Annotated in this window: 25 protein-coding genes and 2 pseudogenes; 11 read left to right on the top strand and 16 right to left on the bottom strand. The window is 69.4% G+C overall.

The window, feature by feature from the left end; all coding sequences use genetic code 11:
- Nucleotides 1-122: pseudogene (locus ACIBG6_RS38940) on the top strand (IS5/IS1182 family transposase); the annotation flags it as partial.
- A gap of 760 nt (nucleotides 123-882) precedes the next feature.
- Here ACIBG6_RS38940 and ACIBG6_RS38935 read toward each other — a convergent pair.
- On the bottom strand, nucleotides 883-1,158 hold the full coding sequence (locus ACIBG6_RS38935) for a hypothetical protein (RefSeq protein WP_399227501.1): 276 nt from the start codon (nucleotides 1,156-1,158) through the stop codon (nucleotides 883-885).
- A gap of 309 nt (nucleotides 1,159-1,467) precedes the next feature.
- The gene (locus ACIBG6_RS38930) at nucleotides 1,468-2,199 is read right to left on the bottom strand and encodes a MarR family transcriptional regulator (RefSeq protein ID WP_399227500.1); all 732 of its coding nucleotides are present in this window, start codon (nucleotides 2,197-2,199) and stop codon (nucleotides 1,468-1,470) included.
- A 225-nt stretch (nucleotides 2,200-2,424) separates the two neighbouring features.
- Here ACIBG6_RS38930 and ACIBG6_RS38925 point away from each other — a divergent pair, with 225 nt between their 5' ends.
- Nucleotides 2,425-3,420, top strand: a complete 996-nt coding sequence (locus ACIBG6_RS38925) for a hypothetical protein (RefSeq protein ID WP_231076011.1) — start codon at nucleotides 2,425-2,427, stop codon at nucleotides 3,418-3,420.
- Nucleotides 3,421-3,964: 544 nt separating this feature from the next.
- Here ACIBG6_RS38925 and ACIBG6_RS38920 read toward each other — a convergent pair.
- The 5 genes from ACIBG6_RS38920 to ACIBG6_RS38900 form a co-directional block, all read right to left on the bottom strand.
- Entirely contained in the window at nucleotides 3,965-4,756 is a 792-nt protein-coding gene (locus tag ACIBG6_RS38920; protein WP_399227502.1) for an ABC transporter permease, read from the bottom strand.
- Nucleotides 4,757-4,758: 2 nt separating this feature from the next.
- Nucleotides 4,759-5,760, bottom strand: coding sequence for an ATP-binding cassette domain-containing protein (locus ACIBG6_RS38915; protein ID WP_399227499.1), 1,002 nt, complete (start codon nucleotides 5,758-5,760; stop codon nucleotides 4,759-4,761).
- Between the two features lie 312 nt (nucleotides 5,761-6,072).
- The gene (locus ACIBG6_RS38910; RefSeq protein ID WP_231076014.1) at nucleotides 6,073-6,399 is read right to left on the bottom strand and encodes a DUF1048 domain-containing protein; all 327 of its coding nucleotides are present in this window, start codon (nucleotides 6,397-6,399) and stop codon (nucleotides 6,073-6,075) included.
- A 1-nt stretch (nucleotide 6,400) separates the two neighbouring features.
- Nucleotides 6,401-6,757 carry a DUF1048 domain-containing protein gene (locus ACIBG6_RS38905; protein ID WP_399227498.1) on the bottom strand — a complete coding sequence of 119 codons (357 nt, stop codon included), beginning with the start codon at nucleotides 6,755-6,757 and terminating at the stop codon, nucleotides 6,401-6,403.
- Nucleotides 6,754-7,080: a PadR family transcriptional regulator gene (locus ACIBG6_RS38900; RefSeq protein ID WP_399227497.1), complete on the bottom strand. Its 327-nt coding sequence runs from the start codon at nucleotides 7,078-7,080 to the stop codon at nucleotides 6,754-6,756. Before ACIBG6_RS38900 ends, ACIBG6_RS38905 begins: the two co-directional genes overlap by 4 nt.
- Nucleotides 7,081-7,584: 504 nt before the next feature.
- Here ACIBG6_RS38900 and ACIBG6_RS38895 point away from each other — a divergent pair.
- The 3 genes from ACIBG6_RS38895 (at nucleotide 7,585) to ACIBG6_RS38885 (ending at nucleotide 9,708) form a co-directional block, all read left to right on the top strand.
- Nucleotides 7,585-7,920 (top strand): helix-turn-helix transcriptional regulator, encoded by a 336-nt coding sequence (locus ACIBG6_RS38895; protein ID WP_231076016.1) that lies wholly within the window; start codon nucleotides 7,585-7,587, stop codon nucleotides 7,918-7,920.
- Entirely contained in the window at nucleotides 7,921-8,619 is a 699-nt protein-coding gene (locus ACIBG6_RS38890) for a cation transporter (RefSeq protein ID WP_399227496.1), read from the top strand.
- Nucleotides 8,620-8,892: 273 nt separating this feature from the next.
- Nucleotides 8,893-9,708: a sulfite exporter TauE/SafE family protein gene (locus ACIBG6_RS38885; protein ID WP_231076018.1), complete on the top strand. Its 816-nt coding sequence runs from the start codon at nucleotides 8,893-8,895 to the stop codon at nucleotides 9,706-9,708.
- Between the two features lie 382 nt (nucleotides 9,709-10,090).
- On the opposite strand, the gene ACIBG6_RS38880 is transcribed toward ACIBG6_RS38885, so the two are convergent.
- Both ACIBG6_RS38880 and ACIBG6_RS38875 read right to left on the bottom strand, forming a co-directional pair.
- Nucleotides 10,091-12,046: an amino acid transporter gene (locus tag ACIBG6_RS38880; RefSeq protein ID WP_399227495.1), complete on the bottom strand. Its 1,956-nt coding sequence runs from the start codon at nucleotides 12,044-12,046 to the stop codon at nucleotides 10,091-10,093.
- A gap of 247 nt (nucleotides 12,047-12,293) precedes the next feature.
- A complete protein-coding gene (locus ACIBG6_RS38875; protein ID WP_399227494.1) occupies nucleotides 12,294-12,476 on the bottom strand; it encodes a hypothetical protein in 183 nt (60 codons plus the stop codon).
- Between the two features lie 161 nt (nucleotides 12,477-12,637).
- On the opposite strand from ACIBG6_RS38875, the gene ACIBG6_RS38870 reads away from it, so the two are divergent.
- Both ACIBG6_RS38870 and ACIBG6_RS38865 read left to right on the top strand, forming a co-directional pair.
- Nucleotides 12,638-14,476, top strand: coding sequence for an APC family permease (locus ACIBG6_RS38870; protein ID WP_399227493.1), 1,839 nt, complete (start codon nucleotides 12,638-12,640; stop codon nucleotides 14,474-14,476).
- A 126-nt stretch (nucleotides 14,477-14,602) separates the two neighbouring features.
- A complete protein-coding gene (locus tag ACIBG6_RS38865; protein WP_399227492.1) occupies nucleotides 14,603-15,355 on the top strand; it encodes a DUF4118 domain-containing protein in 753 nt (250 codons plus the stop codon).
- Here the strand turns inward: ACIBG6_RS38865 and ACIBG6_RS38860 are convergent.
- From ACIBG6_RS38860 to ACIBG6_RS38835, 6 genes are all read right to left on the bottom strand, one after another.
- On the bottom strand, nucleotides 15,333-15,869 hold the full coding sequence (locus ACIBG6_RS38860; protein ID WP_399227490.1) for a hypothetical protein: 537 nt from the start codon (nucleotides 15,867-15,869) through the stop codon (nucleotides 15,333-15,335). The two genes, ACIBG6_RS38865 and ACIBG6_RS38860, sit on opposite strands and share 23 nt — an antisense overlap.
- 54 nt (nucleotides 15,870-15,923) lie before the next feature.
- Nucleotides 15,924-16,703 (bottom strand): GNAT family N-acetyltransferase, encoded by a 780-nt coding sequence (locus tag ACIBG6_RS38855; protein WP_399227489.1) that lies wholly within the window; start codon nucleotides 16,701-16,703, stop codon nucleotides 15,924-15,926.
- A 94-nt stretch (nucleotides 16,704-16,797) separates the two neighbouring features.
- Nucleotides 16,798-16,875: a 50S ribosomal protein bL37 gene (locus ACIBG6_RS38850; protein WP_374119830.1), complete on the bottom strand. Its 78-nt coding sequence runs from the start codon at nucleotides 16,873-16,875 to the stop codon at nucleotides 16,798-16,800.
- Nucleotides 16,876-16,898: 23 nt separating this feature from the next.
- On the bottom strand, nucleotides 16,899-17,708 hold the full coding sequence (locus tag ACIBG6_RS38845; RefSeq protein ID WP_399227488.1) for an SDR family NAD(P)-dependent oxidoreductase: 810 nt from the start codon (nucleotides 17,706-17,708) through the stop codon (nucleotides 16,899-16,901).
- A 262-nt stretch (nucleotides 17,709-17,970) separates the two neighbouring features.
- Entirely contained in the window at nucleotides 17,971-20,103 is a 2,133-nt protein-coding gene (kdpB, locus tag ACIBG6_RS38840) for a potassium-transporting ATPase subunit KdpB (protein ID WP_399227487.1), read from the bottom strand.
- Nucleotides 20,104-20,848: 745 nt separating this feature from the next.
- On the bottom strand, nucleotides 20,849-22,075 hold the full coding sequence (locus ACIBG6_RS38835; RefSeq protein ID WP_399227486.1) for a serine hydrolase domain-containing protein: 1,227 nt from the start codon (nucleotides 22,073-22,075) through the stop codon (nucleotides 20,849-20,851).
- Nucleotides 22,076-22,289: 214 nt separating this feature from the next.
- On the opposite strand from ACIBG6_RS38835, the gene ACIBG6_RS38830 reads away from it, so the two are divergent.
- From ACIBG6_RS38830 to ACIBG6_RS38815, 4 genes are all read left to right on the top strand, one after another.
- Nucleotides 22,290-23,147, top strand: coding sequence for a MerR family transcriptional regulator (locus ACIBG6_RS38830; protein ID WP_399227485.1), 858 nt, complete (start codon nucleotides 22,290-22,292; stop codon nucleotides 23,145-23,147).
- Between the two features lie 396 nt (nucleotides 23,148-23,543).
- A complete protein-coding gene (locus tag ACIBG6_RS38825; RefSeq protein WP_231076029.1) occupies nucleotides 23,544-23,708 on the top strand; it encodes a hypothetical protein in 165 nt (54 codons plus the stop codon).
- Nucleotides 23,709-23,859: 151 nt separating this feature from the next.
- On the top strand, nucleotides 23,860-23,949 hold the full coding sequence (gene kdpF, locus ACIBG6_RS38820; protein ID WP_231076030.1) for a K(+)-transporting ATPase subunit F: 90 nt from the start codon (nucleotides 23,860-23,862) through the stop codon (nucleotides 23,947-23,949).
- A 98-nt stretch (nucleotides 23,950-24,047) separates the two neighbouring features.
- Nucleotides 24,048-26,453: an ATP-binding protein gene (locus tag ACIBG6_RS38815; protein ID WP_399227484.1), complete on the top strand. Its 2,406-nt coding sequence runs from the start codon at nucleotides 24,048-24,050 to the stop codon at nucleotides 26,451-26,453.
- 112 nt (nucleotides 26,454-26,565) lie between these two features.
- On the opposite strand, the pseudogene ACIBG6_RS38810 reads toward ACIBG6_RS38815, so the two are convergent.
- Nucleotides 26,566-26,738, bottom strand: a pseudogene (locus ACIBG6_RS38810) (IS5/IS1182 family transposase); the annotation flags it as partial.

The raw sequence follows: 26,738 nt of genomic DNA, 5'->3' as shown, positions 1-26,738 counted from the left end.
CCTGGCTCCACCAGTTCAAACGTCTCCGCACCCGCTACGAGATACGCGCAGATCTCCACCTCGGCCTGCTTCAACTCGCCTGCAGCATCATCTGCTTGCGACGACTCCGAGGCTCATTCTGAAACGATCAGTTATAGGGGGAGGGCGAGGAGATCACCCGCATCACTTCTCCCCAGCGCCCCGTATGGGTGGTTTGCGCGGCGATGTATGCGTAAACAGTGCGCGGCGCGTGTTTGAGACAGGTGCCCGCTACGGCCAGCCTCTCCGCTTGAAAATCACGTACAAACTGCCTCATACCACCCCCATCATTGCGATGGCGAAGGGTACCCGAGGCCCCAGCGCAGCTCCGGAATGGAGTCGAAGCTCATGCCTTAAATATTCCCACCAGTGTGGGAGCAAAGGGAATCGCCACCCACGAGAAGATCTTCAAGAAGTCCTCGCCCTCAACCCGCTGACCTGCACAGATGGCCGTGTGAGGCTTGCTGACCTGCGAGTTTACTCATTCCCGGAGCTTTCACTGTGACGTCATTTTGCGCGGTCGATTCTCCCTAGCCGCTCCCCAGCGACGTTGATTCTCCCCGAGTTCTCCCCAAGGAGTGCCGCATTATGAGGGCCGAGCCGCTGACAGTAGGGCCGTTCTGCCCTGCGAAGCCGACTACGTAATGTGGCCACCCTGGGGCTGGTGTTGGCGGAAGGTGGCCGGGTCCAGGAGAGGAACAGACCACCGAGACCTGGGGGATTCAAGGGGCGGACGGAGCTTCGTGGAATCCCACCGCACGCTCTGTTCCATCCGAGCCGCTCACGCCAGAATCAACGCGTCACGGACGGTCCCTCTACGATCATCAGGATCCACTGTCTCAGCGATGCTGCGGTCTCCTCTGCTCAAACCGTTGGCCGCAGCGGCCGCTCCTCCTGATCGTGCACGCGAAGGGATTCCGCACCAATCGCGGTGACGACCTCGGGGGCGAGACGGACCAGTGCCGGCAGGCAGATGCTCCAGTGACCGGCGCAGAGGGCCGGCGCCACCAGCGCTGTCGCATGGTCGGCATTGGAATCGAGCGCGATCGTCGTCAGGGCCCTGGAACGCTCAGGCCTGGCGCTGGTGACACAGCCGACCGGCACGGCGGGCATCAGCCTCCGCAGGGGTGTTTGCGGCATCACGGAACCGTGATCCGGCAGTTGTCACCGGAATCGGGCCACCGGGACAGGTGTCGCACCTCCGCAGCGATCCGCGTGAGGGCTCGGACTTGCCCAGGCGGCACGGTAGGAAGGACTCTTCCGCCGACTTCGCCAGTTCACCGGCTCGGACTCGGACCTTGTTTAGGTCGCCGATGACGCGCAGGAGGAGAGCCAGCTGTCCTCGAACGAGGCTCCACGCCCGAGGGCGGTTCCCACGGAACCGCTGACGACCGGCCATTTCCCGGGCGGCGCGGGGGCCGTGTCCACCTGGGCCAACGCTGACCGCCCCTATGTTTCCGGAGCCGCGTGGGACCGTCTGGCGGTGTAGTTCTGCCGCCACTGCTCGGCGGTTTGTAGCATGGCGTGCCCGACGTGCTCGAAGAAGTCGCCGATGTCCCGCAGCCGGGCGCCCGCGGGGGTGGTGGCGCCGAGGGTTTCGGCTCCCGTACGGGCGAAGTCGGCCAGGGCGGTGTTCTGGCGGGCGCTGGCCATCCAGCCGCGGAACCAGGCTTCCGCGTCGATGACGTAGTGGTCGCGCCGCTGCCGCGGGTCGCGATCACGGCGGATCAGCTCGTGTTGTTCGAGCTCGCCGATGGCCTTGGAGACGGACGCGGGGCTGACACGCAGCCGTTGGACGAGCTCGGCGGCGGACAGGCTTCCGCTGTCGGTGAGGTAGAGACAGGTGAGTACGCGGGCGGTCATGCGCGGCAGCCCCGTACCGATCATGATCGCGGTGAACTGCTCCTCGAGCGCGTGGACTGCTTCACCGCCGGGTGTCTCCGGTGTCAGGTCCTTGGAGGTGGGGACGGACGTGGGCCTGCGCCGGCGGGCGCGCTCCTCAGTGGCGCGTTGCGCTTGGTCGGCCCGGTAGCCGTCGGGGCCGCCGTTGCGCGTGACCTCCCGGGTGATGGTGGACAGCGGTCGTTCCAGCCGGACCGCGATCTCGGTAGGGGTGAGCCCCGCGGCCAGTCCCTCGGCGATGTGCCGACGGTCCTGGTGGGTCAGCCTGCCTCCGGGCATGGGTGGGACCTCCTGTCATCGAGGGAGCCAGTCTGACGTTCAACTTCATCTCATTGCAAGTCCCGGAGGGGTGAACCTTGCATTCAGTGTCATTCTCATTGCAAGTGTGCGCGAAACCTCCCTGCAAATAAGCTTCTTCGGCTCTCGTTCATCGTTGACGATTTAGTGAATGCAAGTTAGCTTTCGTGGAGACGTGAACGCTTACCGCCGCAGGGGGACCCCGTGATGTCGTTGCTCGATTCCGCACACTCCGTCAGGCTCGGCGCCTGGCGCACCTGGCACCGCCCGCTGGTGATCTGCGCGGCCCTGCTGGCGGCCCTCGTGGTCGTCTGCGGTGCCGGCACGGCCGTGGACGGCCGGACCCTGCTAGGTGAGTCGGTATGGGTTAAGCCGTTGAAGTTCAGCTTCGCCTTCGCCCTCTACACCGGCACGCTGGCCTGGCTGCTGACCAAGCTGGACAAGGGCAGACGTCTGGCCTGGTGGGTCGGTACGGTCTTCGCTGTCGCGGTGACGGCGGAGGTCGGGGCCATCACCCTTCAGGCGGCGCGTGGCACGTTCAGCCACTTCAATGCCGACCAGAGTGACCCGGTCACCCTGGCCCTGGTGCCGATCCTCACCCTTGGTGTGATGATCATCGTCATCGCGCAACTGGTCGTCGCTGTGGTCGTGTTGATCCAGCGCACGGGCGGGCGGGACCTGAACCGGGCGATCCGCGCCGGGCTCGGCCTCGCGACCGCCGGCATGCTCATCCCGGTCTTCTGGATGGCCGCCGAGATCCACCCGCGTACCGTTACCGATGCCAACGGCGCCGAGATCCCGATGTACCAGGGCCACGGCATCGGCGACCCCGACGGCCACGGCATGCCCCTGACCAACTGGAGCACGACCGGGGGCGACTTCCGGGTCCCGCACTTCTTCGCCCTGCACGGCATCCAGGTCCTCCTCGTGCTGGCCGTCGCCCTGATCGCCCTCTCGGCCCGGCACGCCTGGCTGCGCGACGAGCGGGTCCGCGCCCGCCTGGTGGGCAGCGCGGCACTGGGCTACAGCGGCCTGGTCGCGGTCGTGACCTGGCAGGCTGGACGTGGCCAGTCGCTGATCCACCCGGACGGCGCGACCCTCGCCGCTCTCGCGGCTGTCCTCCTGCTCACTGCCGCGGCGACTGTACGCGTCGTCGTCACGGGCCGACGTGGCACCGCCGCCGCACACTGTCCGGCGACATGAACTCGCCATAGCCGACGACCAGTAGTACGCGGTGGCCGCGCCGAGGGAGACCCCGCCGACCGTGATCGGGTAGTGGTAGCGGAAGCCGGGGACCAGCCAACCGATGAGCGCGAATCCCCAGCTGAGTACCGTGGTTCAGGAGGTGTCCGGGCCCCCGCCCGCGTCCCGCCGTCCGCAGTCGGCGACGAGGACGACACCGCTCACCAGGGCGATCCGGTCCAGCTGGTAGGCCCGTACCAGTCTGGAAAGCATGCTTCCCGCAGTGCGTCTCAGAGCAGGCTCTTCACGGGCGTCCCACCGGCGAGGCCCTGAGGCATGGGGCGCCCGGGCAAGTCCCTGCCATGTCCTCGCCGGAGCCATGCTCGCCTCAGCGCGTTGTCGCGGGATCGGGCCCGAGCCGCCCCTCCAAGGTCCATGCCGATCAGGCCCGCGATCGGCTGCGCGTAGGGGACCCGATCTGCACGCGAACGGGGCGGCGTACCCGACGAGGGATCTGAGTCCGCCGCCCTCGGGCGGGACGGGCTGCGAGAGGCAGCCCGCGCCCTCATTCCGGGTCGCGGTTGAACTGCGCCGTCGACCAGCGGTAGCCGAGCGCGATCAGGCCGACGCACCAGGCGAGGGCGAGCCATCCGTTGTGGCCGATCTCGGTGCCGAGCAGCAGGCCGCGGAGCGTCTCGATGGCGGGGGTGAAGGGCTGGTACTCGGCGATCGGCTGGAACCAGCCCGGCATCGTGTCCGCCGGGATGAAGGCGCTGGAGATGAGCGGGAGGAGGATCAGCGGCATGGCCATGTTGCTGGCCGCCTCCGGGTTCGGGCTGGCCATGCCCATGCCGACCGCGATCCAGGTGAGGGCCAGGGCGAACAGCGCGATCAGACCGAACGCCGCCAGCCATTCCAGGGCCGTGGCGTCCGTGGACCGGAAGCCAATGGCCACGCCGACGGCGCCGACGAGGACCACGCTGGCGATCGACTGCAGCACGCTGCCGACGACGTGTCCGACGATCACGGAGCCGCGGTAGACCGCCATCGTGCGGAAGCGGGCGATGAGGCCCTCGGTCATGTCCATGGAGACGTACACCGCGGCCCCGATCACGGTGCTGCCGACGGTCATCAGCAGGATGCCCGGAACGATGTAGGCGATGTAGTCGGAGCGGTCGGCGCCGCCGCCGGCGATGCCGGCGCTCATCACGTCGCCGAAGATGTAGACGAAGAGCAGCAGCATCATGATCGGCGTGAGCAGCAGGTTCAGGGTCCCCGACGGGTAGCGCCACGCGTGCAGCAGATTGCGGCCCAGCATCGTGTTCGAGTCGCGGACGGCGAGGGAGAGGGAGCGCATGCTCATCGGGCGTCCTTCCTGGGCTGGCTGGGGACGTTGGTTCCGCTGGTGAGGGCGAAGAACACGTCGTCGAGGTCGGGGGTGTGCACGGTCAGTTCGTCCGCCTCAACGCCGACCGAGTCCAGCCAGTCGAGGATGGAGCGGAGTTCGCGCTGGCTGCCGTCGCTGGGGATCTGCAGCGACAGTGCTTCGTCGTCCCGCGTGACCTCGCGCAGGGCGTCAGCGGCGGACTGGTACGCGACCGGGTCGGTGAAGCGGAGCCGGACGTGCCCGCCTGGGATGAGCCGCTTGAGCTCCTCGGCGGTGCCCTCGGCGGCGATCTTTCCGTCGTTCAACACAGCGATGCGGTCGGCGAGTTCGTCGGCCTCATCCAGGTACTGGGTGGTGAGGAAGACGGTGACGCCGTCGGAGACGAGGCCGCGGATGATCTGCCACATGTTGTGGCGGGAGCGCGGGTCGAGCCCTGTCGTCGGCTCGTCGAGGAAGATGATCCGCGGGCTGCCGACCAGCGTCATCGCGAGGTCGAGGCGGCGCTTCATGCCCCCGGAGTAGGCGGAGGCGGGCTTCTTCGCGGCCTCTACCAGGTCGAAACGCTCCAGGAGTTCGGCGGCGACCCGCCGCCCCTCGCTCTTGGAGAGGTGGTGTAGATCCGCCATGAGGAGCATGTTCTCCTCACCGGTGATCAGACCGTCGACGGCGGAGAACTGGCCGGTGACACCGATCGCGGCGCGGACCGCCTGCGGGTCGGCCGCCAGGTCGTGGCCTCCGACGCGCAGATCGCCGGCGTCGGCGGTGATCAGGGTGGAGAGGATCTTCACGGCGGTGGTCTTGCCGGCGCCGTTCGGGCCGAGCAGCGCGAACACGGACCCGGCCGGGATGTGCAGATCGATGCCGTCGAGCACAGTCTTTTCGCCGTATGACTTGCGGAGCCCGACGGCGGAGACGGCGGTCGGCGACGGATGACCGTCACCTCGCCTGGATGTGGGCATGACAGATGAAGGCATGGCGGCTTCCTTTCGGAGGCTGAAGACGCAGGGGGAGTGGAAGCTGTTTCGGAACCCGGATCGAGTGACTGTCCGTACTGCACGTCAGCCGTGTCGTCCTGGGGATTGGTGTCGACCGGTCCGCCCCGGAGACCTGCCCACCGGGTGCATGGGCAGGGCTGAGCCAGGTATCGCCAGCCTGCTCGACCACCTCGGTGGACAGGATCTGCGGCGGCTTCCGGTAGCAGTTCGGCTCGCGCCTGTACGCGCTGCGCCGAGGCGAACGAACCGCGCGTGCGGGCCACTACGCCCGCTGGCATGAGGTGACGAGTGTTACTTCTCCGCGGTTCCGTGTTCCCCGCTGATGGACTCCTGGTAGACGTCCGCGTAGGTGGGCGAGTCCTTGACCAGCTCGTCGCAGAACGCGGCGACGTCGTTGCCGATGAGCTCCAGGACCCCCTTGCCCGCGGCGACGCCCTCCTCGAAGAAGTCGACGATCCCGGGGAGCAGGGGCCCGTCAGGCAGGTCGACCGGTCCGACCTTGAAGAAGTACTTCTGCATCTCCTTGTAGACGATCTGATAGTCCGGCGGGAGCGCCTTGACCCGCGCCTTGTGCGCCCGCCACTGCTTCTTGCCCTCGATGATGTCCTGGATGCCCACGTCAGCCTCCCAGCCGGCTCAATTTCCTTGCGACGTTCCTGTTCAACTGCTCGCGCCACCGGTCGCGATAGGTCCGAGCCCCTTCTCCACCGGCCAGCGCCGCGCAGAAGCCCCGGACGTCGTCGCCGAGGACCTCGTGGACGCTCTGCCCGTCCGCCGCCGTCTCCTCGAGCAGCCCCAGGGCGGAGTCGAGAATCGGCATCAGGTTGCGGCCGGTGAAGTCACCATGGGGAAAGAGGTGACCCTTGGTCTGTTCCCACGCCGCCCGGTAGTCGTCCGGCAGGGCCTGGGCCCGGGCTTCGAACGCCTTCCAATCCCTGGTGAGATCGCTGCCTGTGATGGTCTCCCAGAAGTTCATCTCCCGCCCTCCTTGAGCCTGTCGATGCGTGATGAGACGTACTGCCACTTCGCCCAGAACTTCGCGAGTTCCTCGCGTCCGGCGTCGTTGAGCGCGTAGAACTTGCGCGGCGGACCGACCCCGGACGGTCGTTTCGTCACCTGGACGAGTTTGTTCCTCTCCAGTCGCAGCAGGATGGTGTACACCGTCCCCTCGACGACGTCGGTGAAGCCGAGCTCGTTCAACTGACGAGTGATGGCGTACCCGTAGGTTTCCTCGCCGCAGATGAGTTCGAGCACGCACCCTTCGAGCGTGCCCTTCAGCATCTCCGTCAGGTCGTCCATCGCGAGTCCTCCTCGGCCCTAGTGGTACTCCGTAGTACCGAGTACCACTACACGGTAGCACTGAGTACCGCTATGCGGTACCACTGAGTAGTGGAGGGGGGCAGCGTGACAGTCTTGCCTCCTGCGGGCTTGGGGCTTCCTCTACTGCAACGCGCTGAACTTGACAGAGAAGCCCTCGGTGACGAGCGATGTCAGCGAGGGTCCGGGGCGCCGCCGCAGAGTGCTGGTTGTTCCCTGGCCGCTTTCCGGGTCGGCATCTCGGTGGTGGGTGGTTGGTCAGCCGCCTCCGGCTGCTCGGTGTCCGGCCGCTAATGGCCCGCATGTCGCCCTGGTCGAACTGGCCTCCGAGCTGTCCGCGGTCGTCGTCAGCCGCCGTGCGGCATTCATCAGACCAACGCCGACGCCTGGCGGCGCCTCGTCGGTCATGGCCATACCTACGCCGCAGAGATCGCCCATCGACCATCCACGGTTATCTGAATTCAGGATTCGATGTACTGTCGTGGCGTGCTCACTCTTGCCGCTGACATCGAGGTGCTGGCGCGGTTCGGCCGTGCCCTCGCCGACCCCATCCGCTGCCGCATCCTGCTTACCCTGCGCGAGGCCCCGGCCTATCCGGCCGACCTCGCCGACGCCCTGGAGATCTCCCGGACCCGGCTGTCGAACCACCTGGCCTGCCTGCGCGACTGCGGCCTGGTCGTCACCGTGCCCGACGGTCGGCGCACCCGCTACGAACTCGCCGACGAACGCCTCGGCCACGCGCTCGACGACCTGCGGGCAGCCGTGGTCGCCGTCGAGGCCGACAAGACCTGCCCGGACGCCGCAGAGAAGGGCTGCTGCTGAATGACCGCGATATCCCTCGGCCTCAGCCCAGCCCGCCGCGACACCCTCACCCGGCGCATACGCCTGCTCGTCGCCGCGAGCATCACATACAACGTCATCGAAGCCGTCGTCGCGATCACCGCCGGCACCCTGGCCTCTTCCACCGCCCTCATCGGCTTCGGCCTCGACTCGATCATCGAGGTCTCCTCCGCCGCAGCCGTCGCCTGGCAGTTCTCCGCCAGAGACCACGCCGTCCGCGAAGCCCGCGAACAGCGCACCCTGCGGATCATCGCCGTCTCGTTCTTCGCGCTCGCGGCCTACGTGACAGTCGACTCCGTCCGGGCGCTGACCGGCGCGGGCGAAGCCGAGCACTCGATCCCCGGCATCGTCCTCGCCACCCTCTCCCTGGCGATCATGCCGTTCCTCTCCGCAGCCCAGCGCAAGGCCGGCCGCGAACTCGGCTCCGCTTCGGCCGTCGCCGACTCCAAGCAGACCCTGTTGTGTACCTACCTCTCCGCCGTACTCCTGGTCGGCCTGCTGGCCAACCTGCTGCTCGGTTGGTCCTGGGCAGACCCGATCGCCGCCCTCGTCATCGCCGTCATCGCCGTCAAGGAAGGCCGCGACGCCTGGCAGGGCAAGGGCTGCTGCGCACCCATCCCCACTCTCACCGTGAGCACCACGGAATCCTGTGGCTGTGCCAAGGGCTGCAGCTGCTGCTGACTGGCGCCGCCCACGGCGGCTCAGGTCACTGTTTCCACGAGACCGAGCGCCACTTCGGTCGAGGTTCGGAAAGTGTTCGTCGACTCCGGTCCTCGTGAAACGTTCACAAGCTTCGACAGCACCGGGCGTGCCTGTGCCGTCGCGGAGAATGCCCGGGCGTCGAATCCAGTGCTCGGAGGTCTGAACAAGCCCCGAGCGGACGGCCGGTGCCTTTGCCTGAAGGTGGGGGCGCGCTGCGGTTGGCAGGGACGGCCACCAGCGAGGATGCCCGTCATGGCTACTGACCAGAACCTCGCCCTCTTGCGCTCGACACACTCCGCACCCGTGGTGTTCGGTGCGGGAGCGTCCATCGGCGTTCTGGGGGGAATGATCGGACTGGGCGGCGCGGAGTTCCGGCTGCCACTGTTGATCAGCCTCTTCGGATTCGCCGCGCTCTCCGCCGTCATCCTGAACAAGGCAATGAGCCTGGTCGTGGTCCTGGTCGCCTTGCCCGCCCGTCTGGCAGCCGTTCCGGCCGCCGAAGTGGCCGCTCGCTGGCCGGTAGCGGTCAACTTGCTCGCCGGCAGCCTGCTCGGAGCCTGGGCCGGGGCGGCCTGGGCGGTACGCATGCGCGCCGCCACCCTCTACAAGGTGCTGGCCGCCCTGATGGTGCTCATGACAGCCGCCCTGGTCGTCACCCACACCACCACCCTCGACTCGCTCGCGCTGCCGTTGTGGGCTCAGGTGCCCTGCGGAGTCGCAGCCGGGTTCGGCATCGGAGTCGTTGCGGCCGTCATGGGCGTGGCCGGAGGGGAGCTGCTGATCCCGACGATCGTGCTGCTCTTCGGGGAAGACATCAAGACCGCAGGAAGCCTCTCCCTGTTGGTCTCCCTACCGACCATGCTCGTGGCCTTCGCCCGCTACAGCCGCGACGGCAGCTTCGCTGTCCTCGGCACCAACATTCGATTCACCACGATCATGGCGGCAGGCTCGATCGTCGGCGCGGTGCTGGGCGGACTGCTCATCGGCGTGTTCCCGGACCTGGCCCTCATCCCCGCGCTGGCCGTGATCCTTCTCGTTTCCGCGGTCAAGCTCGCCCGCCACAACTGACATCGCTCGATCGCCCTGCGGGACCCCATTGCACAACTCCTGCTAGCCGGAACTACCAGCAACGGCCAAGAAGGCTCCCAAGGAGGCGAGTGACGTGGATGGGAGCGAGGGGGCAGGCTGGGCCAGCTCAGCGAACAAGCGGTTGTTCGGCGCAGGGTGGACCGGCGCCGTCCGGTCAGCGGTCCCGGCCGCGGCCTGCTGTCGGTGAGAGGAGTGGGGCGGTCAGCGTGTGCTGCACGTCGTGCGAGGTCAAATGCACCGTTCCCGTTTCTCGTTCCGCGGTACGCCCCACCGGAATCGGCGGGGCGCGGTCGCGGATCGCGGGTGCAGCTGCACTGGACCTGGCGTTCTGCCGGATCTGGCTCTGGGGCTGGTTCCGGTGTCAGCCGACGTGGACGCGGGGGCGGCGGTCGCGGTCCGGCTCCGCCTCGCGCAGAACCTCGCGGGTGACGGGGGCGACCTCGCCCTGGCCGAGCAGGAAGAAGCGGAGGAAGTTCGCGAAGGGATTGCCCTCGGTCCACTCGAAGTAGACGTGGGGGCGCGTGCCGGTGGTGTCGCGAGCGTGGAGGAGGAGGGCCGCGAGGGCGTTGGGGACCGAGGAGGACTCGACCGTCAGGACGCGGTAGCGGTCGTGGAGCACTTCACCGCGGACGGTCAGGCCGGCTTCGAACTCGGAGGGGTCGGTGACGGTGACCTCGACGAAGACGAAGTCCTCGGTGGTCGGCAGATCGTTGTCGGCGCGGATCTGCTCGATCTTGTCGCGGTACTCGGCCACGTCCCGGTTGTCGGGTTCGTTGGCGATGAAGCGCGGCGTGCGGCGGGAGATGTCCTGGATGAAGCGCTCGGCCATCTCGTCGAGGTCGACGTGGGTGACGCGCAGTTCGAAGGCGCGGCCGAGGCGCGAGAGGAGGGAGATGAGGATGATGCCGGCGATGAAGCAGGCTCCGATCTTCACGCCGTCCGGGCGCTCGATGACGTTGACGACGGTGGTGTAGAGGAAGACGGCGGAGATGACGCCGAAGCCGATCGTCCAGCCGCGCTGGCCGGCCTTGCGGGCCGCGATCGTCACGGCGATGGCGGCCGAGCAGATCAGGACGAGGACACCGGTGGCGTACGCGCCGCCCTGGGCGTCGACGTCGGCGTCGAAGATCCAGGTGACCAGGAACGCCACGAGGGTGAAGACGATGACCATGGGGCGTACCGCACGGGCCCAGTGCGGGGCCATGCCGTACTTGGGCAGGTAGCGGGGCATGAGGTTGAGCAGGCCGGCCATGGCGGAGGCGCCGGCGAACCAGAGGATGGCGATGGTCGAGACGTCGTAGACCGTGCCGAAGGTGTTGCCGAGGTACTCGTGGGCGAGGTAGGCGAGGGCGCGGCCGTTGGCGTCGCCGCCGGACTCGAACTCCTCGTGGGGGATGAGGACGGTCGTGATGAAGCTCGTGGTGATCAGGAAGACGCTCATGATCAGCGCGGCCGTCGTCAGAAGCTTCTTCGTGTCCCGGATGCGGCCGGTGGGCTTCTCCTCCGTGTCCCCGGGGTCGCCCTGGACGTGCGGCATGACGGCGACGCCGGTCTCGAAGCCGGACAGACCGAGCGCGAGCTTGGGGAAGACGAGCAGGGCGACGCCGATCATGGCGAAGACGTTGCCGTGTTCCGCTGTCAGGGCGGCGGTCCAGTCGGTGACGACGTGGCCCTCGGTGAGGACGTGCCAGAGGCCGTTGACCACGACGACCGCGTTGAGCGCGAGGTAGATCCCGACGAGGACGACGGCGACGCCGATGGCTTCGAGGAAGCCCTTGAGGAACACCGCGCCGAGCAGTGCGATGAGCACCATGGTGATCACGACCTGCTTGTCGTGCAGGGCTTCGGCCAGGTGGGGGTTCTCCACCAAGTGGGTGGAGGCGTCGGCCGCGGACAGGGTGATGGTGATGAGGAAGTCGGTCGCGGCGAAGCCGAGGAGGGTGAGGACGAACAGCTTGCCCTTCCAGAAGGAGAGCAGCCGCGACAGCATCGCGATCGAGCCCTCGCCGCGCGGGCTCTCCTCTGCCACCCGCCGGTACACGGGCAGGGCGCCGGCCAGGGTGACGATCACGAGCACGATCGTCGCGATGGGCGAGAGGAGACCGGCGGCCAGGGCGGCGATGCCGGGCTGGTAGCCGAGGGTCGAGAAGTAGTCGACGCCCGTCAGGCACATGACCCGCCACCAGCGCTGGCCCTTGTGTCCGGCGTCCGGCGCCGCCTCCCTTGGCCGGGAGGGTTTGCCCTTCCCCATGTCGGAGAGGCCCTCCAGCATCCACGCGCGCAGTCGTCCGGTGCGCGCGTCCGGTGTGGTGGCCATGGGGGTGCTCCTGAGCTGTGCTGGATGAGGGGTTCCGCCCGTCGTGCGGACGGGCCGGGCCAGCGTAAACAACGCGCCAACGACCGATCGGGGCGGGCGCGTCAGGAATGCGTCAAGATGCACCGGTCGGGCTCATCCTTGGTTCCCACCCACCGAGGGCGCCGGCGCTCTGTGAGACCGGAAGGCGCTGACGCGTGCCTCTGGGGGACCGATTCTCGTCCTTGACGGCAGGGCCCCGACGTCTGGATCACGGTCGGTAGACGAGCTCGATCAGGATGGCCGCGATGAGGAACCAGGCTCCTACGCCGAGCAGCCACATGGTGCCGTAGACGACTCCGAGGACGCTGACGGGCAGAGCAGCCGAGGCGAGCGACAGCGACATGCGTCGCATGCGGCTGTCGGCGGACGACCGCGCGCTGTTCCGGTTCATGTCATGACCGTAGCCCCGTGGGCGCCCATGGTTCCTGAGCGCTCGCGTCAAGAAGGTGTGAAGAGAGCACCGTCGGGCGGCAAGAACCCGACAGGAAGCGCGGGGAGCCTGCTGACCGGGGCACACCCTGAGCGGACCTGAGTACGAAGGAGACCACCCGCATGTCCGCTCTGACCGCCGAGAACGGTGCCACGCCCGTCGTCGAGGAGCCCCCGGATTCCGGCGCACGCCACAAGCTGACCGCCGTCACCGGGCTCGCCGCCCTCTCGCTCGACGCGATGGCCTCCGTGGCGTACGGCCCCGAAGCGATCGTCCTGGTCCTCGCGGCGGCCGGCGGATACGGGCTCGGCTTCACCCTCCCGGTCACTCTGGCCATCGCGGGCCTGCTGGCCGTCCTCGTGGCCTCGTACCGGCAGGTCATCGCCGCCTTCCCGGACGGCGGCGGATCGTACGCGGTGGCGAAGGCGCACCTGGGCCGACGCACCAGTCTGGTCGCCGCCGGTTCGCTCGTCCTGGACTACGTCCTGAACGTGGCCGTGGCCGTGACGGCCGGCGTCGCCGCCCTGACCTCCGCCTTCCCCGAGCTGTACGGCGACCGGCTGTGGATATGCCTGGCGGTTCTCGTGCTGATCACGGGGGTGAACCTGCGGGGCATCGTCGAATCGGCCCGCGTGTTCATCGCCCCGACCGCCGTCTTCATCGGCGCGATCCTGGTGCTGATCGTCGTCGGCCTCTTCCGCGACGCCCCCGTCTCCACGGCAGCGTCCGCCGGTCACGCCTCCGTCCTCGCCGACAACGCCACCACGGTCGGCGCGCTGCTCCTGCTGAAGGCGTTCGCCTCCGGCTGCTCCGCGCTCACCGGCGTCGAGGCCATCGCCAACGCCGTGCCGTCCTTCCGCGCCCCCGCTGCCAAGCGGGCGATGCGCGCGGAGGTCGCGCTCGGCGCGCTGCTCGGGGTGATGCTGATCGGTCTGTCCGTACTGATCTCCCGTTTCGGTCTTCAGCCGGTCGAGGGCGTCACCGTCCTCGCCCAGCTCGCCGACGCCTCGCTCGGCCACAACTGGGCCTTCTACGTCATCCAGTTCGCCACCATGGTGCTCCTCGCGCTCTCCGCGAACACGTCCTTCGGCGGTCTGCCCGTCCTGCTGAAACTGCTCGCGCGAGACAACTACCTTCCGCACGTCTTCGGCCTGAAGGCCGACCGACAGGTCCACCGCCACGGCGTCGTCTGGCTGGCCGTCGTCTCGGCCGGCCTCCTGGTCTTCTCCGGCGGTGACACCAACACCCTCGTGCCGCTCTTCGCGATCGGCGTCTTCGTCGGCTTCACGATCGCCCAGACCGGGATGGTCCTGCACTGGCGCCGCGGACGAGGCCCCCGCTGGGCGGCGAAGGCCCTGCTCAATGGCCTCGGTGCCGTCCTCACCGGGGTCTCCGCGATCGTCGTCACCGCCACCAAGTTCCACGACGGCGCCTGGCTGATCGTGATCGCCCTGCCGGTCCTCGTCCTCGTCTTCGAGGCCGTGCACCGGGCGTACGGGCGGATCGGCGAGCGCCTCGGTGTCGGCCGGGTCCCCGAGCCTCCGCATCGGGAACGCTCCCTGGTCCTCGTGCCCGTGTCCTCCCTGACCCGACTCACCAGCGAGGCCCTCACCGCCGCTGTCTCCCTCGGCGACGAGGTCCGTGCCCTCACGGTCTGCCACCCGGACCCCGAGGACCTGGCTGCCACCGAGGCACTGGAACGCGACTGGGCCCTGTGGAACCCAGGCGTCCCCCTGGTACGGCTCCCCTCGGAGCGCCGCTCTCTCGGCCGGCCCATCACCGCCTACGTACGCGACCTGGAGGCGACCGAACCGGGCACCCGGGTCACCGTCCTCGTCCCCGAGGCCGAACCCGAGCACCTGTGGCAGCGTGCGCTGCAGAACCAACGGGGGGCGGTCGTAGCCCATGCCGTCCGCCGCGACACGAACGCCGTCGTGTGCCGGCTCCGTTTCCGCTGCTGACCGCTTCCCGCTCCCGACCGTCAGAGATCCATCAAAGACGCCTCCGCCCGGTGCCACCCACGCCGCACCGGGCGGAGGCTTGGCATGTCAGAGGGAGAGCGGGGGCCGGATCCTGCGAGGTGGATCATGAAGATTCCGCTTCGGGGCACAGCCGCAGTGGCGGCCGGAGCCCTGGCACCGTCTGCCGCGGCCCCCGTGCTGTTGCCGCTGCGGACGTCCGTCACGCACACCAATCTCGCGCTGCTGCTCGTCGTCGTGGTCGTCGCCGTGTCGGCGTTCGGCAACCGGTTCGCCGGTGCGCTCGCCGCCCTGTCGGCCGCCGCTTGGTTCGACTTCTTCCACACCGAGCCGTACCAGAGCTTCCACATCGAGGACCGGGCCGACATCGAGACCGCCGTCCTGCTCCTGGTCGTCGGCCTGATCGTGTCCCAGCTGGCCGCGCGCGGTCGGACCATGAAGCGGGTCGCGGTCACGGATGCCACACATCTGGAGCGGCTGCACGGCACGACCCGCCTGGCCCGATCGAGTACGTCCTCCGACGACGTCGTCCAGCAGGTGCGGCAAGAGCTGGTCGAGGTGCTGGAGCTGAGGGCGTGCCGTTTCGAGTACGGATCGCTGCTCGGGCGCCCGCCGCGTCTTGACCCGGACGGGACGGTGAAGGTGGACGGCTGGATCTGGGACCTGGAGCAGCAGGGCTGGCCCGAGGGTGAGATCGAACTGCGTGCCATCGTCCACGGGCGGCATCAGGGCCGCTTCCTGCTGACCCCCGAACCCGGCACCGATCCGCCGTCACTGGAGGCCCGGCTGGTCGCCGCCGACCTGGCGGCTCAGGCCGCCGCGCTGGACGACGAGGTGGTCAATGTAGGCCCGAGACCGTGAAGACCGAGTGAGTCGTGTCCCGCTCGACGCGGCGCGCGAGCCGGTCGAGGTCCCGCACGCCTTCCTGGAGGGTGCCCTCCTCGTACGAGGTCCGTGCGTCGGCTTCCAGGAGCAGCCAGAGCGGCGGATTGGCGAGGAGGACGCGCACGTCGATCTGGGCCCTGCCACCCTCTGTGTCGGTCAGCACGAGGCGCTGTTCGATCCCGTCCGGCCAGCGGACGACGGCGAGCCGGTCCGTGCGTACGGTCGTCCGGGTCCACAGGCCCTGAACGGTCAGCCGGCCCGGTGCCGCGACGACCCTGGCGGGCAGCAGGACCACGAAGAGTGCGACGGAGAGGGAGATCCACAGCAGCGCGGTAGGCAGGGCCAGACCGCCGTCGCAGGCGTCCACGATCAGTGACAGAGCCAGCAGGAGGCCGGCGCAGCCGACGGCGGCGTAGGCCTCGTCGGCCCACTTGCTGTCGTGGACGGTGAGGTCACAGTGTTTTGGCTGCGGGACGAATCGGGGCTCCATGGAACGGACGCTAGATCCGCGGCCGCCTGCTGTCGGTGTGCCTTGACGGGGTGTCTATGCCGCCTCGGCCAATTTTGACGCGTGGCTGACGGGTCCGGCGATGTGGTGGACGTATTCGTGGGCCAGCCGGAAGCCCGCGGTCCAGGCGAGGAGGCGGCTGGGGCGGTTGTCGCGGGAGCAGGACCAGCTGGCGAGGTGGCCGCGCGCCGCGATGTCGGCGGTCAGCCCGGAGACGCAGGCCAGGGCCAGGTGTTGACGGCGCTCGTCGGGCGCGGTGGCGCAGGCGACGTCCTCGTAGCGGCTGCCGACGTACCGGCTGCACGCCACGGCGAGGACCCGGCCCTTACGCACCGCGACCCAGCCGGCGCCCGATGCGGCGAGGGCGGTGGGTCCTTCCCAACTCCCGTGGATCCAGGACATGGATGGGTCGAGCGCGGCGAGCGCCGGGGCGTCCTCGGGGGTCAGGCGGCGGACGGTCACGCCTCGGGGGACGCGGGGCGCCATGGCTTCGGCGCGGTGGATGTAGAGCATCCGTTCCCACGGTACGAGCTGCTCGAAGGCGGCGCCCAGGGCGGGCAGGAAGCGGTCGGCCGTCTCGATGTAGTGCCCGGCGAGCGGGGCCAACTCCGTCGGAGTCACGGCGGTGGGATCGCCGGCCAGGAGGGCGTGATCGCCGCACGAGACCGCCACCACGCGCGGACGGTCGGCCCGGTCGGTCCACCACTGTCCGTGGCCGGTCGCGAGGACGTGCTCGGCGAGAGCCGCCGTACCGGGAGCACCGGTGAGGAACGCCCGGGCGGAGGCAGGGGGTTGGTGGGACGGGTGCGGGATCACAGGACCTCCTGGTACGGGAAGTACGGAATGGGAAAGGGGGGCGGCCCGAATGGGAAAGGGGGGCGGCCCGGATGCGGGGCCGCCCCCCTTTGAGTCAGCGCTGTCCGGCCTTGCGGCCGTGGTTCGCCTTCTTCTTGCGACGATCCCGCCGCTTTCTTGCGCGCTTCGACATGAGGGGTTGTCCTTTCAGGTCGGTCAGGCGCTCTGACCGACGAGGAGGTCGGCGAGCTTGGTGAGGCGCTTGACGGTGCGGGCCTCGGAGGCGGCGGGCGCGGGAGCGACCCGGTGATCGCGGTCGTAATAGGCACCGTTGACGATCTCGACGGTCGGGTCGCAGAGCCGCACGACGTGGGCGGCACCCTCGGCCGGCGCGGCGCCCTCGTGGGCGTACAGAGGGAGGAGGCTGGTGGTGCAGATGCCGGGGTGGACGGAGACGGCGGTGACCCGCGGGTCGGCCGCGAAGACCGTCAGGGCGAGCTGCGACTGGGCGTAGGCGGCGAGGCGCGAGTAGCGGCGGACGCGGTTGGGGTCGTTCCACGCGATGGAGCCGGTGCGGTGCAGCGAGGACGAGACGTTGACGACCCGGCCGCCGGGGTCGGTGGTCAGCGCCGGTTCGAGAAGGTGGGTGAGCAGGTAGTGTGCGAGGAAGTTGACCTGGAACGCGATCTCGTTGCCGTCGGCGGTGACGGTGTGCCGCTCGGGCGCCGCCATGCCCGCGTTGTTGACGAGGACGTCGAGGTGCGGATGCTCGGCGAGAACGCGGGCGGCGAGCCGCTCGACCTCCTCCAGGCGGGTGAAGTCCGCGCCGAACGCGCACAGTCGGGACCCGTCGACGTCGGCGAGGGTGACGAGCCGGTCGGTGGCGGCGTGCGCCTCCTCGGCCGTGCGGCCGTGGACGAGCACTGTGGCGCCGCGTTCGGCGAGGAGCCGTGCGGTCTGGTAGCCGATGCCGGAGGTGGCTCCGGTCACCAGGACGGTGCGGGAGGAAAGGTCGGATACGGACATGACTGGTCAGTCCCTCGGGAGTGAAAGGTGTGTACGGGTACGAAGAAGGGGCGCCGGACAAGGGATGTCACGACGCCCCGGGGTGATGCGGAGGTACGTCAGCGGCGGGCGGACGTCTCCGGACAGCGGGGCTCACGACGGGGCGCCCGATGGGGCGGCCGGTCGGTCAGGAGCCACGCGCTGTTCATGGTTCCCATCGAACCCGCGCCGGAGGTCTCGGACAAGGCGAACGACGGTTCCCTGACGCCCTCCTGATGAAGGCTCACCCGAGCCCGGGGACGGTGGAGACGAGCAGGTCGATGACCTTGATGCCGAGGAAGGGCAGGACGAGTCCGCCGAGGCCGTACACCAGGAGATTGCGGCGCAGCAGGTCGTGCGCGGAGGCGGGCCGGTAGCGGACGCCGCGCAGCGCGAGGGGGATCAGGGCCACGATGATCAGGGCGTTGAAGATGATGGCCGAGGTGATCGCCGAAGTGGGGCTGTGCAGCCCCATGATGTTCAATGCTTCGAGCCCTGGGTACGCCCCCGTGAACATGGCCGGGATGATGGCGAAGTACTTCGCCACGTCGTTCGTGATCGAGAAGGTCGTCAACGCGCCTCGTGTGATGAGGAGTTGCTTGCCGATCTCGACGATCTCGATGAGCTTGGTCGGGTTGGAGTCGAGGTCGACCATGTTGCCGGCCTCTTTCGCGGCCGACGTTCCGGTGTTCATGGCGACACCGACGTCCGCCTGGGCCAGCGCGGGTGCGTCGTTGGTGCCGTCGCCGGTCATCGCGACCAGCTTCCCTCCCTCCTGCTCCTTCTTGATGAGGGCAAGCTTGTCCTCGGGGGTGGCCTCGGCGAGGAAGTCGTCGACGCCGGCCTCGTGGGCGATGGCGCGCGCGGTGAGCGGATTGTCGCCGGTGATCATCACCGTACGGATGCCCATCCGGCGCAGCTCCGCGAACCGCTCCTTGATGCCGTCCTTCACCACGTCCTTGAGGTGGACGATCCCGAGGACCCGGGGCCCGTCCCAGTCGTTGACGGCCACCAGGAGCGGGGTGCCTCCGGCGCCCGAGATTTGGTCGCTCCAGGCGCGCGCCTCGCCCGGCACCTTGCCCCCGTACATCTCGACCCAGGCGATGACCTGCGCCGTCGCGCCCTTGCGGAGGTGGCAGGCGGCGCCGTTGTCCCAGCGCAGGTCGACGCCGCTCATCCGGGTCTGCGCGCTGAACTCCACGAACCGGGCATTCGCCAACTCGCCCTCGGCGGGAGCCCGCAGCCCGTACCGCACCTTGGCCAGGACCACCACGGACCGGCCCTCCGGGGTCTCGTCGGCGAGTGAGGCCAGCTGCGCGGCGTTCGCGAGCTGCGCCTCCTCGACCCCCGGCAGGGGCACGAAGTCGGCGGCTTCCCGGTTCCCCAGGGTGATGGTCCCCGTCTTGTCGAGGAGCAGGGTGGTGATGTCCCCCGCCGCCTCGACCGCGCGCCCCGACATGGCGAGGACGTTGCGCTGTACGAGCCGGTCCATACCCGCGATGCCGATCGCCGAGAGCAGCGCGCCGATGGTCGTCGGGATCAGGGTCACGAGCAGGGCCACGAGGACGGTGGTGGACGGGACGGCGCCGGCGTACGAGGCCATCGGCTGGATCGCGACGACCACCAGGACGAAGACGACGGTGAGCGCGGCGAGCAGGATGTTCAGCGCGATCTCGTTCGGCGTCCTCTGCCGGGACGCACCCTCGACGAGGGCGATCATCCGGTCCATGAAGGAGTGGCCCGGGCGGGAGGTGACCCGTACGACGATCCGGTCCGACAGGACCGTCGTCCCGCCCGTCACTCCCGTCCGGTCGCCGCCGGACTCACGGATGACGGGCGCGGACTCTCCGGTGACGGCTGACTCGTCGACCGCCGCGACCCCGTCGACGACGTCACCGTCTGCCGGGATCAGCTCGCCCGCCTCGACGAGCACGAAGTCGAAGAGCCTCAGGTCGGTGGCGGCGACGGCCTCCGTCTCCGCCCGGTCGAGGTCCGTCCCGTACCGCCAGTGGCGCAGCCGCAGCGCCACCGTGTCCGTACGCGCCCGGCGCAGCGACTCGGCCTGGGCCTTGCCGCGGCCCTCCGCCACCGCCTCGGCGAGGTTCGCGAAGATCACCGTCAGCCACAGCCAGACGCTGATCACCCAGGTGAACACGGACGGGTCGAAGAGTGCCGACAGCGTCGTGAGCACCGAACCGACCCCGACGACGAACAGCACGGGATTGCGCACCAGAGTCCGCGGATGCAGCTTGCGCACGGCCTCGGGGAAACACTTCACCAGCTGTACGGGATCGAGCAGGCCACTGCTCCGTGCGGAGCGCCGCCGCTTCGGCCCGGGGGCCGGGTTGCGCGGCGGAGCGGACGGTGGAGCCGACATGGGTGGAGCGGAAGGCGCCTGCTGGGGCGCGCGGGAATGCATCGCGGAAGACCTTCTGATGAAGCCCGGCAGCCCGATCGGCGCAGGCCGGGAGAGCACGGGCCGTCCTCGTCCGCGCCCCGTGGGCGCACGGGGAGTTCCCGGCACCCACAGGACGGCTGCGGACGGACAGCGACGCTCATGGTGCGGGGGCACGGCTGCCGGATGGGAGGGGCTGCCGTGCCCCCGCGGTCCGGGACGATCAGGCCACTGACGTCCGCGGCCCGGTGAGCGACCGAGAAGAAAGCTAGGCCCACCAGGAGACGGAAGTCGCATCAGAGCACCCGAATTGACGCCTCTCTGACGGCTGTTGGCCGCCGCCGTCAAGGCCACGTCAAATCGGACCGAAGGAGCGTCAGGGTCACGTCAACGCCGTCGGGGTGTGGCCGGAACCGACCACAGACTCCTCACCACGGGGGATCGGACAACCGTCCGAGGTGTGAGGTGGGAGGGATGCGTGGCCACCACTGCCGGTAGCGCGCACGGTCCGGAAATGACGGCCCGGACCGTCACCACCACACCCACGACGGCTGGACGACCGGTGGGCCGTTCCGGTCCGCGACAACGCGGGGGTCGCGGACCGGACGGCCGTCCGTCAGCCCTGCCGGCAACGCGAGCAGGACGCCACCGACGAGGAATGACGCCCGGCGCCTGCCCCGGGCTCTTGTCTCTGAACCCAGCCGCGAGGTAGCGGTCGAGCTCGTTGTCAGTCGATGGCCTGGTAGAGCGTGGTCCAGAAGTCGTTCATGGCGCGCGGCGAGTCCGGGGTGGACAGTCCGACCTGGGTGAGCAGGACTCCGGTGAGCTGGTTGGTCCTGTCTGCGTAGGCGGTGGTGCCGGTGCCGCCGAACCAGCCGAACTGGCCGATGGGCGCGTAGTCGCCGCGATGTGTGCGGACCGCCATCCCGAAGCCCCAGCCGCCGTGCGACCCCTGGCCGGACGACAGGTGGGCGACGTTGCCGAACATGGCGTCCCGGGCGGCTAGTTGCTCGGACGAGAGACGGTTGGTGGTCATCAGCTCGACGGCGGCCCGGGACAAGATCCGTTCGCTCCCGTGCATTCCCTGGTTCAGCAGCATCTGGAAGTAGGCGTGGTAGTCGTCGGCGGTGGAGACCAGCCCGCCGCCGGCGCCCTGGAACGCGGGGGGCACGCTGGACCTTCCCCCTGCCGCCTCGTCCCACACGACGAACTCGCCGGTCTGCGGGTCGGGCCCGTACAGGGGCGGCAGTCGGTCGATCTTGTCGGCGGGCACGTGGAAGGCGGTGTCCTTCATCCCCAGCGGATCGAGGACGCGCTCGCGCAGGAACGCCTCCAACGACTGTCCTGTGACCCTGGAGACAAGCACGCCGACCACCTCGTTGCTGAGGTCGTACTGCCACCGCACTCCGGGCTGGTACTGCAGCGGCAGCTCACCGAGGCGGCGCATCCACTCGTCCGGCTCGGGCGCCGGCCCGGAGGCCACGCTGTAGTCGAGACGCTCGAAGGTCGCGGCCCTGATCGGGGAAGCCATCGACTCGAAGTCCACCCCGAGACCGAACGTGGAGGTCAGCAGGTCCCGTACGGTGATCGGGCGCTGTGCCGGCACGGTGTCGTCCAGCGGCCCGTCGGGCCGCTTCAACACCTGCCGGTCGGCGAGTTCGGGCAGCCACTGATCCACCGGGTCGTCCAGCCGCAGCCGGCACTCGTCGAGCAGGATCATCGCCGCCGCCATCGTGACCGGCTTGGACGTGGACGCCATCCGGAAGATCGTGTCCCGGCGCATCGGCGAGCCACCGTCATGACGCATCATCCCGATCGCTTCGACGTGCGTCTGGCCGCCGCGGCTGACCAGGGCGACAAGGCCGGGAATCTTCTTGGACTCGACGTGCCGTGCCAGCGCCTCGCGCAGTCGGCGCAGCCCGGCCTCGGAGAAACCGCTGTTGCTCGTTCCCATGATGAATCCCCTGTTCACAGTGTGAGTTCGCACGGCGGCCCTGGTGGCTGCCTGGCCCTTCGACCGGCCATGTGAAGAGCCTGCAGCCTTGACCCACGGTCAAGGTCAACCCCCTGTCGCGATCAAGGGGTGACCTGTACCGACCGAGGGCGTCCCGGACCTCCTCGGCGGCAGGAGGGATGGGCTGGAACTGGTGCGCGCTATCCTCGCCCCTGTGATCGTCCGGACTTCCCGGCCGTCGCCAACGCGGTTCGCGAGACCGCGGCCGCCCACGACCTGGAGGTGTGCCGAGCCGATGGCAGACGGGCTCACGATCGGTCAGGCGGCGGCGTTCGTCGGTGTCACGATCAAGACCGTGCGGCACTATCACCGGCTCGGCCTGGTCGCCGAGCCGGAACGCGACGGTTCCGGCTACCGCCGTTACGGATCGGGCGAGCTGTTCCGGCTGGTCCAGGTCCGGACCCTGGCCGCGGCCGGCGTGCCACTGGCCGAGATCGGTGACCTGCTCGACGCCGATCCGAAGACGTTCGCCGCCACCCTGGACGACGTCCATCACCAGCTCACCGAACGGATCGACGACCTGATCGCGCGGCGCGACAGGCTGCACCGTCTCGACCACGGCGACCGGGCCCTGCTGCCCGACCGGGCCTGCGCGGTCTTGGACCGACTCGCCGAACTCGGCTTCAGCCCCGACTACGTGGCCGGGCAACGGGAGGCTCTGGTCCTGACCCGGGCGCTGGTCCCGGAGATCTTCGACAGCTTCCTGAACCGGCTCGAACACTCGCTTGGCGATCCCCAGTCTGTCGAGCTGACCAAGCGCGGTTGGGAGGCGAGGACCTGGGATCCGGACGACCCGCGGATCGAGGAGCTGGCGTCCACGCTGGCCGACAAGCTACTGGCCAACCGCGCGCTGCTGGCGATGCCGACCGAGTTCCGGAACCAGTCCGACGCCGCCTCCCGGTATGGAATGGTCAACCACCACCGGGAAGACCAGTCACCGTCCATCGCCCGGTTGAACACGCTGATCGAGGCGAAACTGCGCGCAGCCGGCATCGCCGTTCCGCGTCAGTGAAGGCCGCCCAGCGGGCCCGGCACTGCGGCGCGAAGGGGAGCGCCTCGGCACATAAGCGGCCCTGCTCCTGGCCCTCGGCTTCACACTGCTTGCCGTACTCGTTCTGCTCCAGTGGTATATAGCGCGCCGCTTTCAGCGCAGCCTCAACCCGGGCCTGGTCGCCGCCACCGCCTGCGCCCTCCGCGCCGTCTTCCTCGGCTCCCAGGCGCTCACTGCCACCTCTGGCGGGAGCTGTACAGAATCACCTTCCCCGGGGGCGGCCGCCGCGGCGTTTGCGGGGTCCCAGCGGGACGACCGCACCGTCCGCTCCATGGTCGCCGCCGGTAGGGAACGGGAGGCCGTCTCGTTCGCATCAGCTGGGAACTGGAGAGGTTTAACGCCCACTTCGGCGCGTGGATGAAAGCCCTCGACGAGGTCACGGCCATCAGCAGCCGGGCCTTCGGCACGGCCGCCGACGACGGCAGCGCGCTCGCCGGGTGCCTGCCCTGGGCGGTCGCCTGCCCTCTCGCCGCCATCCTGGCCGTCCTGGGGCTGCGACCACGCCTCGCCGAGTTCCGCTGATCGAGCGGCTCTGCGCAAGGGATCCGACAAGACGCCGTCAGCATCCTCCGGGACCGCGCAAGGGACCCGTCAAGGTGCTCGTACGCGCGCCGCGTGCCGGGTTTCCTTGCAGCAGGACACCCGTCGGGAATCACCAGGGAGTGAACCGCTCATGAGCGTGGAGAACGTGGTCGGACTGATCGTCGCCGTCTGCCTCGTCGGCTATCTGGTGGCAGCACTGATCCGACCGGAGAAGTTCTGAACCTTCACGCACCGTCGGAGCCTGTCGACCCGGAGGTCCGTCCGGGGAGGCTCAAGGTCTTCGTCGGTGCCGCCACCGGGGTCGGCAAGACCTATCGCATGCTGGACGAGGGCCGCCGCAGAGCCGCGCGCGGAGCCGACGTCGTCGTCGGCATCGCCGACTGCCACCGTCGCCCGCACACCGAGGCGATGCTCGCCGGCCTGGAGACCTTGGAGCCTGCCCGCGCCGTCCACGGCGCGCGATCCCGCCCCGAGCTCGACCTCGACCGGGCCCTGCGTCGCGGACCGGCCCTGATCCTCGTCGACGACCTCGCCCACACCAACGCGCCGGGCCACCGCAACGCCCACCGCTGGCAGGACGTCGAGGAACTCCTCGCCGCCGGCATCGACGTCGTCACCACGGTCAACGTCCAGCACCTGGAGTCGCTCAGCGACGTCGTCGAGAAGATCACCGGGGTGCCGCAGGGAGAGACCGTGCCCGACGCGGTCGTCCGCCGTGCCGACCAGATCGAGCTCGTGGACATGGATCCGCAGGAACTGCGACGCCGGATGGCCCACGGCAACATCCACCCACCCGAGGACGTCGACGCGGCCCTCGCCAGCTACTTCCGTACGGGCAACCTCATCGCGTTGCGTGAACTGGCCCTCCTGTGGGTGGCCGACCGGGTCGACGAGGCCCTGCGGAAGTACCGTTCCGAGCGCGGCTTAGGTGGCGTGTGGGAGATACGCGAGCGGATCGTCGTCGCTCTCACCGGCGGCCCGGAGGGCGACACCCTGATCCGGCGCGCGAGCCGGATCGCCGCGCGGACGGCCCAGGGCCGGCTGCTCGCCGTGCACGTCGTCCGCAGCGACGGCCTCGCGGCCGGTACGTCGTCCGCGGCCCTCGCCCGCCAGCGGCAGCTCGCCGAGAGTCTCGGCGGCACGTTCCACACAATCGTTGGGGACGACGTCCCCACGGCCCTGGTGGAGTTCGCCCGGGCCGAGGACGCCACCCAGCTGATCCTCGGTACCAGTCGGCGCGGCCGTCTCGAACGCTTCCTGACGGGCCGGGGGATCGGCGAGGCGACCGTCGCGCTCTCCGGCGACATCGACGTCCACACAGTCACCCACGAGCGCGCGGGGCACGGCCGGCTGCTGCCCTCCCGCCGTCGTACGCTGCCGGTCTCGCGCCGCGTCGCCGGGCCGCTCACAGGGCTCGTCCTTCCAGTCCTGCTCACCCTGCTGCTGGACCACACGCGGGGAGTGTTCAACCTGACCAGCGAGGCGCTCCTGTTCCTCGCCACCGTCGTCGGCGTCGCCTGCCTCGGTGGGGTCGTCTCGGCACTCGTCGCCGCGGTCACCGCGTCGCTGCTGCTCAACTACTGGTTCATCCCACCCGTGGGCGCCTTCACCTTCGCCGACGCGGACAACATGCTCGCCCTCGCGGTGTTCGTCCTCGTCGCCGCCGTCATGGCCGGTGCCGTCGACCGCTCCCTCCGCCTGTCCAGACGCGCGGCCCGGGCCACCGCCGAGGCCGAGACCCTCTCCTCGCTCGCCGGTTCGGTGGTACGCGGTGACCACACGGTGGCGGCTCTGCTCGCCCGTACCCGGGAGATCTTCGGCGCCGAGTCCGCCGAACTCGTACCGGCCGCACAGCTCCCCGCAGCCCATGCGGGCGAAGCCGCCGTCAGCCAAGTCACCGTCGGCGACGGCCACTTCCTCGTCCTGCGCGGCCGGACCCTGCCGTCCTCGGACCGCCGTGTCCTCGCCGCCTTCGCCGCCCACGTCACCGCGGCTGCCGAGCGCGCCCGGCTCGCCGAGGCCGCCGCCGAGGTGGAGCCCGTCCGGGCCGCCGATCGCATGCGCACAGCCCTGCTCGCCGCCGTCAGCCACGATCTGCGCACGCCTCTCGCCGCCGGATGGGCAGCCGTCGCCTCCCTGCGTAGTACCGACGTGGAGTTCACCCCGGACGAGCGCGACGAACTGCTCGCCACGGCCGACGAGTCCATGGCCCGACTGGCCCGGCTCATCGACAACCTCCTCGACATGAGCCGCCTCCAGGCAGGCGCCCTGAACCTCTCACTCCGCCCCACGGCTCTGGAAGAAGTCCTGGCCGCCGCTCTCGAGGCCCTGCCCTCCGGCGCACCCCGACCCGTCATGCACGGCTTCGAGCAGGCTCCGTCGGTCTTCGCCGATCCGCCACTGCTCGAACGCGTGATCGCCAACCTGGTGGGCAACGCCAGCCGCTACGCCCCACCCGCCCACCCCGTCCTGCTCACCGTGAGCGCCCTCGCCGGCCGGGTGGAACTGAGGGTCGTCGACCGAGGCCCGGGACTCCCTCCCCGCGACCGGGAGCGGGTCTTCGAGCCGTTCCAGCGCATGGGTGACACGGACAACACCACGGGGGTGGGCCTCGGCCTGGCTCTCGCCCGCGGCCTCACCGAGGCGATGTCCGGCACGCTGACCCCGGAGGACACCCCCGGGGGAGGCCTGACTATGGTCGTCTCGCTGCCCTGCGCGGTCTGAGACCGCAGACGGTCGTGGAACGGGTGATCGATGACACGCGGGCAAGGTTCGGCGGCACGGGATGGACGTGCAGCAAGAGTGGTCGCCTGAGAGGTCGTTTTCGTCCGATGTTTCATCCTGAGATGGGATGTTCTGTGGTCTTCGTCGGGTCGCGCCAGGAGATGGTGTTCTCGCTGGTGAGGCGGCGGGCCATGAGGCTGGTCATGGCGAGGTGGATCAGGGCTTCTGAGCGGGTGGGCAGGGTTTCGTAGTCGCGGGCCAGGCGGCGGTTCAGCATGAGCCAGC

It is taken from the genome of Streptomyces sp. NPDC050842, assembly GCF_044456565.1.
In the GTDB taxonomy this organism is placed as follows: domain Bacteria; phylum Actinomycetota; class Actinomycetes; order Streptomycetales; family Streptomycetaceae; genus Streptomyces.
Note: the sequence above shows the minus strand (reverse complement) of the source record. Positions and strands in the feature narration are given on the sequence as shown.